Annotated in this window: 9 protein-coding genes; 6 read left to right on the forward strand and 3 right to left on the reverse strand. The window is 47.1% G+C overall.

Annotation, left to right across the window (positions count from 1 at the left end; genetic code table 11):
• The first annotated feature begins 2 nt into the window (after window positions 1-2).
• The 6 genes from OGX66_RS06630 to OGX66_RS06655 are packed head-to-tail and all read left to right on the forward strand — an operon-like array spanning window position 3 to window position 8534.
• The gene (locus OGX66_RS06630) at window positions 3-2936 is read left to right on the forward strand and encodes a tail protein (tape measure) (protein ID WP_286511108.1); all 2934 of its coding nucleotides are present in this window, start codon (window positions 3-5) and stop codon (window positions 2934-2936) included.
• Entirely contained in the window at window positions 2936-3433 is a 498-nt protein-coding gene (locus OGX66_RS06635; protein WP_071685495.1) for a hypothetical protein, read from the forward strand. Before OGX66_RS06630 ends, OGX66_RS06635 begins: the two co-directional genes overlap by 1 nt.
• Entirely contained in the window at window positions 3433-3903 is a 471-nt protein-coding gene (locus tag OGX66_RS06640) for a hypothetical protein (protein ID WP_065944940.1), read from the forward strand. The genes OGX66_RS06635 and OGX66_RS06640 overlap by 1 nt, the downstream gene beginning before the upstream one ends.
• Complete coding sequence (locus OGX66_RS06645) at window positions 3866-4282, forward strand: NlpC/P60 family protein (protein WP_286511113.1); 417 nt, start codon at window positions 3866-3868, stop codon at window positions 4280-4282. Before OGX66_RS06640 ends, OGX66_RS06645 begins: the two co-directional genes overlap by 38 nt.
• Window positions 4269-6746 carry a host specificity factor TipJ family phage tail protein gene (locus OGX66_RS06650; RefSeq protein WP_286511115.1) on the forward strand — a complete coding sequence of 826 codons (2478 nt, stop codon included), beginning with the start codon at window positions 4269-4271 and terminating at the stop codon, window positions 6744-6746. The genes OGX66_RS06645 and OGX66_RS06650 overlap by 14 nt, the downstream gene beginning before the upstream one ends.
• 57 nt (window positions 6747-6803) lie before the next feature.
• The gene (locus OGX66_RS06655) at window positions 6804-8534 is read left to right on the forward strand and encodes a tail fiber/spike domain-containing protein (protein WP_270932840.1); all 1731 of its coding nucleotides are present in this window, start codon (window positions 6804-6806) and stop codon (window positions 8532-8534) included.
• A 66-nt stretch (window positions 8535-8600) separates the two neighbouring features.
• Here the strand turns inward: OGX66_RS06655 and OGX66_RS06660 are convergent, their stop codons facing one another.
• The 3 genes from OGX66_RS06660 to OGX66_RS06670 are packed head-to-tail and all read right to left on the reverse strand — an operon-like array spanning window position 8601 to window position 11316.
• Window positions 8601-10034: a glucosyltransferase domain-containing protein gene (locus OGX66_RS06660; RefSeq protein ID WP_167736305.1), complete on the reverse strand. Its 1434-nt coding sequence runs from the start codon at window positions 10032-10034 to the stop codon at window positions 8601-8603.
• On the reverse strand, window positions 10031-10957 hold the full coding sequence (locus OGX66_RS06665) for a glycosyltransferase family 2 protein (RefSeq protein WP_167736304.1): 927 nt from the start codon (window positions 10955-10957) through the stop codon (window positions 10031-10033). Before OGX66_RS06665 ends, OGX66_RS06660 begins: the two co-directional genes overlap by 4 nt.
• Window positions 10954-11316, reverse strand: coding sequence for a GtrA family protein (locus OGX66_RS06670; RefSeq protein WP_167736303.1), 363 nt, complete (start codon window positions 11314-11316; stop codon window positions 10954-10956). Before OGX66_RS06670 ends, OGX66_RS06665 begins: the two co-directional genes overlap by 4 nt.
• Window positions 11317-11531: the final 215 nt, after the last annotated feature.

Genomic DNA, 11531 nt, shown 5'->3' on the forward strand with positions numbered 1-11531 from the left:
ACATGGCAGGTGAGAAGAACGCCGGTAGCATCGTTTATGAAATCAGCGCCGACGTTGAGCCGCTGCTGCAGGGCGGGAAACAGGCCATTGATGCTCTGGATAAACTGGATTCTGCGGCCCAGCAATCCGGCAAGGGAATGGATAACCTCGACCAAAGCACCTCGCAAACTGGTGCTGCATTCACCGAGCTGGCTGGTTACGCTAACTCCATGGATAACCAGCTGCGTAAGCTGAACACTAACGTGAGTGGCATTGCTCGGGCAATGGAAGAGGCGCGCAGTGGTACCGGTGGTGCAAGTAGCGAGTTCAGTCGTGCTGAGTCCATTGTTGAGGCGCTTGGTAACCAACTTGCTGTGCTTGACGAGGCTCAGGAAAACGGCGCCCGCAGCGCTGCAATTCTGGCAGCACAGCTGCGAGCCGGGTCAAAGGCTACCGATGAAGAAAAGCAGAAGATTGGAGAACTGACTGGTCGACTCTACGACATGAAAACAGGTGTCGAGAATGGAGCTAAGGGAACCGGTAAGTGGAAGTCCAGCATGCAGTCTGCTGGTTACCAGGTGCAGGACTTCATCGTTCAGGTGCAAGGCGGTCAGTCTGCACTAGTGGCCTTTGCTCAGCAGGGTTCTCAGTTGGCTGGCGCATTTGGCCCGGGTGGTGCAGTCGTCGGAGCATTCATTGCACTTAGTTCTGTGCTGGCTGGCGTCCTGATAACGTCTCTGAACGGCGGCAAGAATGCCATGGATGCGCTGAAAGATGCTGCTGAGGCGATGGATAAAGTCATCAACGTCTCTATTAACGGCGTGGCTGCACTCTCTGACAAATACGCCTACCTCGCCAAGACTAACGCTGAAGTAGCAACTCTGATGCGCAACCAGGCGCTTCTGGAGTACAACGAGGCGATCAACAAAATCCCGAAAGCTATCAGTGATGCATCAAGCTCTCTGCTGTCATTCGGTGATAAAGCTCTGTCTGCATTCTCCGGCGGGTATGCGTCGGTTGACGGGTTCAATGAGCGTCTGGCGTCGCTGGAGATCACCACTGATAACTATGCTGAGGCAGTCAAACAAGCATACGGTGCTGGTCAGGCGTTTCAGGCTACGGCGAACAGCATCGGTAACACTGTCGGTGCGGTTGCAGATAAGTTCGGCATCTCTGAGCAAAAGGCTTTTGAGTTCAGCAAGCAACTTTCTGATATTGCTAAAAACCCAACCCCGGAAGCGCTGCAAAAGCTAGCAACAGAGTTACAGAATACTCAAAGCTCAACAGAGAAGGGGCAGACGGCGCTTACAGCGTTCGTTGGCAAGCTTGTAGCGCTTTCCCGAGAGGCGGTCATTGCCAAGGGCAACGTTGCTGCACTGAAGGAGGAAACGGATAACCTGACGTCAGGGCAGAAGAATCTCATCAAGCAGTCAGAGCGCAATCTGGCGCTTTCGAAGTTACAGGGTGAGGCCCGCGCACGACTGCAGGCACAATACGCTGCCGAAGATGCCGGGTTTGCGAAGGATGATCCGCACGCTAAGCAAATGGAAGACGATGCTGCAGCCACGTACAAAAATACGCAGGCACAGAAGACGCTTCAGTCAGAGCAGAAGAAAGGCGCTTCCCAGGCTGATTCTATTGCTCAGAAACTGGCGAACTTGAAACAGCAGTCAGAGTTAGCTGCCGACTCAACAAACAAGCTGAGCCGGGAACAAGCGATCCTGAATGCTCAGCAGTCACTTGGTAAAGGCGCAACGAAGGAGCAGATCGCGCTGGCTGGGCAGTACGCCGCAACAAAATGGGACACTGCCAACGCCATTAAGGCGCAAGCTGCAGCAGAGAAACTCCTGCCAGAAGCGCGCGAGAACGCCAGTTACAAGCAGGATATAGAGGATCTGAATACCGCTCTGGCTGCGAAGAAAATCAGCCAGGAGCAATTCAATCAGACATCCGAGCGACTGGCAGCAACTCATCAGGCTAACCTTGCAAAAATCCAGGCTCAGCAGGCAGTGACGCCGCAGCAGGATGCAGTTGGTGGTGTTGACCCAGTGCAGCAACTGGCTAACGAAAACGCCCGCAATTTAGCGCTAATTCAGGCATTCGAACAGCAAGGGCTTATCACTCATCAGAACGCACTTATGTTGCGCGCTACTGCTGACAGGGAGTACGAACAGGCACGTATAGCAGCGCAATGGGAGATTTTCCGTAACCAGAGCGCAGGCAATGAAGCGCTGGCGGCGTCATTTGATGCACTGGCTGGTAATGCGTCCAATGCCTTAACCGGCATCATCACCGGGAGCATGTCAGCATCTGACGCTTTGCGATCGATCGGCAATACCGTCCTGAACAGCCTCATCAATACTTTCGTCCAGATGGGCGTTGAGTGGGTGAAGTCGGCAATCATGGGGCAGACAGCCACCACTGCAGCAGTTGCAGCATCAACTACGGCGCAGGCGGCTGGCATTGCCACCACGACGGCGACGTCTACGGCAGCGGCGGCAGCTACCACTGCGGCATGGACTCCTGCGGCCATCATGTCCTCCATTGCCTCGTTCGGTGGTGCGGTGGCGATCGGTATCGGCGCTATGGCTGGCATCCTGGCTCTGTCCGGTAAGCGCAAGAACGGCGGGCCGGTATCGGCTGGCGGGATGTATCAGGTCGGCGAAGGCGGCATGCCGGAGATTTACCAGGCCAGTACTGGCAAGCAGTACATGATCCCCGGCGATAACGGCAAGGTGATCAGCAATAAGGATATGAATGCTGGCGGTGGTGGTGGCGCTCCTGTTCTCAACATCTACAACTATTCATCCGCTTCTGTTGATGCTCAGGCAAAGCAGAACGGTGATGGTTCATGGACGCTTGAGGCATTTATCGCTGACATGAATAACGGTGGTCCTGCAAGCAGCGCCATTACCAGCAACATGAACGTTAAACGCACGCCAAGGGGGCAGGGCTGATGCCTATTATCGACTATCCCGACTGGCTGCCGCTGGCGCAGAAAGCCAGTAAAAACATGACGCTCGATACCGGGTTCCAGACCGATCAGCCAGCGGTAGGCCCGGCTATCTTTCAGAACCAGACCGATGACCTGAAAGTGACGTGGTCACTGACGTGGATCTTTACGTCGGCAGAGGAGCGCGCATTCCAGCAGTGGCTGCGCAGCCCTAACTACCTAAACCGTGGGCTAAATTGGTTCCGTATGAAGGTGAATCTCGGCGGCAGTGGGGTACAGTTGCAGGAACTCCACTTCACGCAGATGCCTGTTCAGACAAACATCACAAACGGCGTTGTTACATGGACTGGAACCGTGATTGCAAACCACCTCTACAACGCAGATGACGAATTCGACGACATCATTGTTGAGCTGCCGCCGCCGTGGGATTCGTGGCTGGATATCGTAGTTACTGGTTATCCGGACGGCCGCGATCCGGAATCACTACCGAGGGTGCCGTAATGCCGAGCTTCAGAGAGTACAAGCAGCAGCGGCCGACGCGCGGGCTGTACGACACCATCACGTTCTACCATCCATCCTTTGGCTATGTCCGCTTGGTCGACAAGCAGTTCTTTCCGAAGGTACTAGGAGGCCAGACGTACACGCCAGCGCGCTTTGAAATCGAAGAGAGTCAGCAGAGTGGTACGCCGGTGATCGACGCGACGGTGAAGTTAGGTCGGCTGTCGTCTGACATTAAAGCGCTGATGAAGCAGTGGAAGGGCGCGGCCCGGCTGACAGCCATCACTGCCACCAGGCAGATCTTCGACAGCGGCGACGTGTCTGTGCCGATTAAGTCCTGGCAGCTTTACGTCAAGACGGTGGACATCGACGCTGACTCCGCGTCAGTAACCCTGTCCGTCACCAACCCGCTGAACAACAACATCGGAAGGCTCTATGACCCAACGGAATATACTGGCCTGCAGTACCTCTGATTTTGTTCGGAAGGTGATCGGCGTGCCGTGGGCTAATCGTGCCTGTTCGTTCGAGAGGGTCGACTGCTGGGGACTGGTGGTGTTGTATTACCGTCACGTTCTCGGCATTGAGCTGCACCAGACTCCGGACTACGAAGCCGGTGAGGACTTCTTCACATGCTATCAAGGTGACGTAGTCTTCTGGCGCCAGGCCGATAAACCTGTCGAAGGCGGGATATTTGTCGGGTACCGCGGCGCGCAACCGACGCACGTTGGCCTGGTGATGAACCGGAAGGCGCTACACTCTCGGGGCGAGAACGGCAGCGTGCGCATGGACTCGTTGCTGGTCATTCAGCGGGCATTCACTAAAGTGGAGTATTTTTCTTATGGCGCTGGTTGAGATATCGAATTTTCCAGGAACGCCTAAGCTGCGTTGCAGGGTGCCAAACGGCACCCTTTTTTATGACTGGCTGTCGGCCAATGATGGCACCTTTCACCGTGATCTGCTGATCGTCCGTAACGGCGTGAGGTTAAATGATGATGATGAACTGGCGTTTGAACTGAGCGAACTGGACACTATCCAGATTTTCGACCAGCCAAAGGGCATCATTAGCGACATTCTCAGCCCAATCTTCAAAGTTGTTGGTGCTGTGTTTTCATTCCTTGCCCCGAAGCCAGCAATAGCCAATAACGGTGGAAACACTGTCGATTCTCCGAACAACAGTCTGACCGGGCAAACGAATACCGCAAGGGTATACAAAGCGAAGCCTGATATTTACGGGCAGGTCAGATCGTTTCCAGACTTGATTCAGGAATCGATGTTTGAATATGTACGCCAGAGTGAGAACGACGGCGGCCTGAAATACGTCACTGAGTGGATGTGTATCGGTATCGGTAAGTATGACTATGAGTCTGTTCGTTACTCAGAGTCGAGTCTCGGATCGATGGCCGGTGCTGAGTATCAGTTTTATCAGCCTGGTGAGGTAATACCGACTATTAACGAGGGCTATTCGTTCGACGATGTCGACGGGCAGGAGATGCCAGGGCCAAACGAAAGCGACAATTTCCCGGTAGAATCGGCTACTGCCAATAGCGTGGTTAGTGGTGATTATGCTGGCGGCCAGATAGCGATGAAAATCGTCAAGCAGGCTGAGTTCGACTACTTCATGGGGCTGGCACTTCCACACTCCGTCACCTTTACTATCAACGTCACTTATGACACGACATCAGGCAGTATTACTGAAGATGTGCTTTTCTCTGGAACGTTAATTTCTGCTGTGCAGAGTGATGATGGTTCTGTGATAAACCCTGTTAAGTGGTACACGTTCACCATGACAGATTTGCAGGGGCCACCTACCGTTCCATCTACAGCCACCATCAACACAACGAAATTTATTCTCAACGATAATGAGGCGCTTGTTGTGGGGCCTTTCTTCTCACCGGTTGAATCAACAGAGCTTTGGCTGCATACACAGTCATCACTGGGGGGCGGTAACTGGACTGACTGGACGGTGACAATCTGGAAAATCGACGACGATTACAATCAGATCCCCGGCACACAACAAACCTTTACCTATCACCAGGGAACGCCTCATAAGTCGACCAGCGAAGTGTTTTATCGCACTGATAAAATAATTCCAGCGGGAGGGTTTGGTAAATATGCCATCAATTTCCAGCGGACAAACAACTCCAATGATGCGTCAATTCTTAAGGTTGAGGAGATACACGCTGTCAACATCAGAAGCAACGTAGTTCATCCGACTGATACGTTGGTTCGCGTCAAGGTGCGGGCAACAGAAAACGCATTAGGAAGCCGTGACCGCAAATACAATACTCTGGTAACTCGCCAGACTATCAGTTACGACCTGATGACACAGACCGTCGATCACACATTGCGTCCATCGCGTTCCTTTGCTGACGCGGTTGCACATACCTGGCTCGTAATGGGCAGCCAGCCAGAAAGCAGCATTGACCTCTACGGACTGTATTCGATTGCTGAAAGCCTGCCTGACGAACGGCTGGGTTACTTCGACTACACCTTCGATGATGAAAACGACTCGCTGGGCGACAGGGTGCAGGCGATCTGTAATGCAGCGTCTGTTATGGCGTACTGGGATGACGGTGTACTGACATTCACCCGCGATCAGAAAGTCGGTTACCCGGCAGCAGTGTTCAACCGGGCAAACATGAAAACGGACGAATACAAAATGACGTATGAGGCCACGCTGCCAGGCGGTTACGACGGTGTTCAGGTCTCCTACGTTCACCCGACTACGAACAACAAGACGTACATCAACTATCGTGTTCTGAACGGCGTTATCGTCGAGCAGGAAGCGGAGAACCCAAACAAGCTCGAGATAGTAGGATTCCGTAACGAGTACCAGGCTCGTGAGCGAGCGCTACGCGAAACAAAGCGCCTGATTTACTCACGTGTGAAGATGAACGCCAAGGTGTTCGAGGACGGAATTATCCAGGTTGGAAGCGTCATTCAGATGCCGGACATCTACGACAGCAACCAGCAACAGGGTTACATCACCGGTCGCACCGGGAATGACTTCGACACCAGTGAGCCGATCACATTTACTGGAGATATGTATGTGCTTGTCACCGACAACATGGGTAACCCGACACTGCGCCATCCGGCTACGGCCCGCAGCGATACAAAGTACGGATTCACCGCGGCTATCCCTAACATTCAGCTCAACATATGGAACGGAGACACTGTGCAGCTACCATCGCGCTATCTGATCGCGACAGTGGAAGAGCTGGACAGTCAGCTATGGACGGTCAATAGCATCAAACCGAACACAGATAACACGGTATCTCTGACCGTCTCAGAGTACAGCGACTCAGTCTACGAATAATACCTTATCCAAATACCACAACCCGGCCACCGAGCCGGGTTTTTTTATGGAAAAAATATGAGCACTACACCAACTAACCTGCCGGTTCCGAGCGAAAAGCCGCAAGATCTGAAATTCAACGCCGGGAAAATTGATGAATTTGTTACGTCAATGGCCCAGCAGTACATCGATCGTTTTGGGAATGCACATTATACGATTGAAGGACTTAAGCAGCTAACTCTCCAGCATATCTACAATCTCGGATGGAGTCTTGCAGGAACATTTCAGGGAGGGGGAACAGTAACCGCTGCTGGTGATGTATTGCAGGACACGTCAACAAATGTCTGGTATCGATGGGATGACCTGACAACATTGCCAAAAACGGTTCCGGCAGGCTCTACGCCAGAATCATCAGGTGGGACAGGTGAAGGAAAATGGCAGCCGGTAGATATTAGTGATGTTTTGAGAAAAGATTTAGCCGCCGGAACAGGTTCACTTCTTGTTGGATATAACCTCAATCAACCATCATCAAAATTAACCACTGTAGACAGAAAACTCAGAAACTCTATCGATTTGGCTGCTGATTTTGTCCCTGGCGGAGTGATTAGCGGGCAACCGGATCTGACAGCAAACCTGCAGGCCGCAATCGTTGCTGCTCACACGTTAGGGATTCCTGAGGTAACAATAGTTGGTGATTTCTACATTTCGAATACGGTATTGTTATATCCTGGCGTAACGTTGAAGGGGGGAGGTTACGATAAGACTCTAATCCGTGCCTCATCAACTTTTCCCGTCGGAAACACAATGATCAGGTCACATAGACCATCTGGATGGGTTCCTGGATGCAATAATATTGGAATTAAGGACGTATATCTCGTCGGTCGTGCAGCCAAGGATATTCATGCCATAGATTTTGGTGATTGTAACTACTTTCATTTATATAGGTTAAGAGCTGATCTTTTCGATAAAGCAATTTCTTTTAACAGATGGATTGATGAGGGCAGGACAGGAACTTCACCAAACCTAACTTATCCGCGTGCTTTATTTCCATCATTAGGTGGGCAAGTATATTTTGGTAAGATTGAAATGTGCGCCGCTATTAATTGCGTTAGGGCATTATATTATGCAGGTGTATATAATCGTAATACTGAAATCAGTTGTACGTGGTCATCTTGCGCATTAGCTTATGACCTAAGTAATGAGCGTGGTGTATACGAAACAAACACATTTATATCTACAAACGTTGAAGGTTGCGAAGAGGTATGGACATGGTTTTATAGCATAAATTCCCCTTATGCTAATACATGGATTACGATGTCTATCGATAATAGTAACGAATTTACTTGTCAGGCTCGCGATGGAGGAAGGCAAACATTCATCAACCTTTCATTATTTCCATACAACGATCCAAACAAAGTTAACTGGATTCTTGATAATCCAAACGGGCATAGAAGTACCGTCGTTGGTACTGATATAGGTGAAAATTTGGGCGATTATCAACTAAAAACCCAGTTTCGTGAAGAAATACATAGCATGGTGGGTTTTTATAATAAGATATTTGCTTCTGGGTCGTTATCATCAACGATTGCAGCAAATGGCGGAACATATAACACATCTGTTTTAGTTCCTGGGCTACCTTCAGGATCCGCAGTAAGTTGGACTCTGGGTAATCTATATCCTGGTATAGTTGTACAAGTAGCGTCAATATTAGCAGGTGCGGTTAATGTTCAAGTTGTCAATATTTCATCTAGTTCTATTACTATTAACACTAACATTCAAATTACAGGTATATCAAAAAGTTTCTTATAAGATATATCATCGATGCTCAAATTAGTTAGTAATGAGGCATGCCAAATTTATTGGCATGCCTTCAATTTACTTAAAGTAAATAATTGATATATTATTGTATACGTAATAATTATATACATTGTTTGATGTTGCTGGATTCAAGGATGCTATATTAGCACGTATAAAGTCAATTTCCTTATCAGAAGCAAATTGTTTCCTTGGCATTCCATTTGCTAACAATGTATACCTTCCACCATCATATCCACCTCTAAATACTACAGGTAACAAGTCTTCTATGATTGGGAAAGATCTTAGTGCTGGTATTGTCCTTGGTGCGTGGCTTGGCTTGCCTATGATGGCTATTTTTTCACCTGATCCATATTGTTGCATATCAAATATTATAGATTTTGATATGGAATCAGCTTGACTAATCTCAAATTTTGATGCATTTAAAGTAGTAGAGCACAAAACCAATTGAGGTATAAGTAGGAACAAACAAACTGGTATGGCAATTATATTACTGGCTCTAACTTTATGTAATACAATGATAGGAAGTACTAAGAAAACAGAAAGACCACAAAAAACTCTAGGGAAGAATGATGCGAACTTACCAAAATATACTATCCCACATATAGAGAATGCACATGTAATTACAGCAATAAAATAAAAAATCAGGATGTAAACATCTCTGTTTTTCAGTGAGCTGTGAATAACATACGCCAGCGACACAATATAAGCGAAAGTGATTGGATATAATAACCCGCTTCCTAAAAGTTTTTTCACATATATTAGTGATGTGCTTATATTATTAATAAATATATTCACACCTTCAATGGATGGATCAATGGCTTTATTAAACTCAGTGAAATGGGCATTCAATGGAATAAATTTCAATATAAAAGCATATATCGCATAAGATAAAACAAAAATAATTGCACTATGCAAAATTGAAATTATTGATTTTTTTAAATCTCGGGTTTTGCAGTAGGCAACATAAGCATATATAGAAGTAAAGCCAATAAAAACATTAACAGATGACTGGTATAGACAAAAAGATGAAACCAGTGATATTACTGTTAATACAGACCAAATCCATTTATTATCTCTATTCAATGCAAATGGAAGTGATGATAAAACCATGGCCAGAAGCATAAATGCTCCGTCAAATCTAAATAATAGATTTGAAATAAAGAAGGTGTTGGATAAAAATATAATTGGTATAATGTATTTAAAACTTCCTTCTTCATCGCAAAAGTTTTCTACTACTTTGTAAAAAACAAAAGAAAATAAAATTGAAGATGTCAGTAATGGTATAGGGTAAACATCTGGAAGATATGATGAATTTAATGGCAAAAATATCCTGTAAAAAATATCTGCCAAAGGTCGCCCATCATCACCCCATAAAAAATAAGCATCTACAACTCTGAATAAATCATCTCCATAATAAATGTCTGCAATTATAAATTGCAAAATATAAGCCATTACGCTAAATAAAATTAAAAACTTCCAGTCCTTAATCATTTTTTAATCACCATCTTTTTTAAAATGTACCTAGGCCTTGATTTCGACTCCACATAAATTCTACCTATATACTCACCAAGAACTCCAATTCCAATTAATTGAACTCCACCAAGGAAAAGTATAGACACTAACAGAGATGGATATCCTCTGACAGGGTTACCAAATGCTAATGTGTCAACAATCATCCATGCACCATACATGAAAGAAATCCCAGCTACTACAATTCCTATGTATGTCCACATGCGGAGAGGGAAAGTTGAAAAACTTGTGATCCCCTCAAGAGCAAGATTCCAAAGTTTCCAGCCGTTAAATTTTGAATCTCCAGCCACACGCTCAGCTCTGGCATATTCAACAACGTCAGTTTTTCCTCCTACCCAGCTAAGAATACCTTTCATGAAGAGATTACGCTCTGGCAATTGCTTTATGTTCTCAACTACGTCACGTGACATTAGTCTAAAATCGCCAACATTTTCCTCAATTTTAGGAGTGCTTATCTTGTTGTGTAGTTTGTAAAACCACTCTGCTGTCTTGCGCTTGAGTCTGCCATCTGTAGAACGGTCTGTGCGTTTTGCCAATACCATGTCGGCACCGGATTTCCATTTCTCAATGAGTCGAGGGATGACATCTATTGGGTCCTGCAAATCAACATCAATCGGGATTATTGCGTCTCCGGTTGCATGATCGAGGCCTGCGAAAAGTGCTGGCTCTTTTCCAAAGTTCCTGGTGAATGATAATGGCATTACTAGAGAGTCAGAAACTGCCAGTGCATTGATTATTGACTCTGTATTGTCCTTACTTCCATCATTGATGAATATTATCTCAACTTCGTATGGTTTCAGATCTTCAAATTCTCTAACGGTTTTATAAAAAATTGGTATGGTGGCTTCTTCATTGAAGACAGGAACAACCAAAGAAATTTTCATTTCGCATCCCTAAAGACTATGAACTTAGAATAAATAAAACCGCACACCAGACTGATGGCGGAGAAAGCGATTAATGTAATGATAGGTGCTAGGCCGGATTTGTCAGCACCCCAACCAACAGCGGCACTCAGGGTTCCCATGAACCCGACATACAGCATATAGCGTAGTGTGGTAGTCGATGACTTAAACGTGAACCTTGCGTTAGCGAAGAAGCTGAACGATACAGCGACAACGAATCCGGAAAAGTTGCCAAGCGCCTGCCCCGTATGAAATGCGTATATGCAAATAGCGAAAACCACCCAGTGAATTAGAGTGTTAATGACACCTATTGTTGTGTACTTAGCGAATAGCTTTATCATTATAAAAATCAGTGAATTCCTAAAGATAGGGAGTTTATCATCTGAAAGGGCAGCGATCGACCTATGAAATTCAGGTGTAAGACAAAAAAAGGCACACACAAAGCTTTGCATCGGTTTGCAAGGCTTTGTGCTGCTCTCACTTAGCCGATAGCATCCATTGTTGCAAGACAATTTGAATCAATGTGAAACAGAGTGGTGCAATCACCACTTTTTTA

The sequence above is a fragment of the Citrobacter sp. Cf072 genome (assembly GCF_030334485.1).
GTDB lineage: Bacteria > Pseudomonadota > Gammaproteobacteria > Enterobacterales > Enterobacteriaceae > Citrobacter > Citrobacter freundii.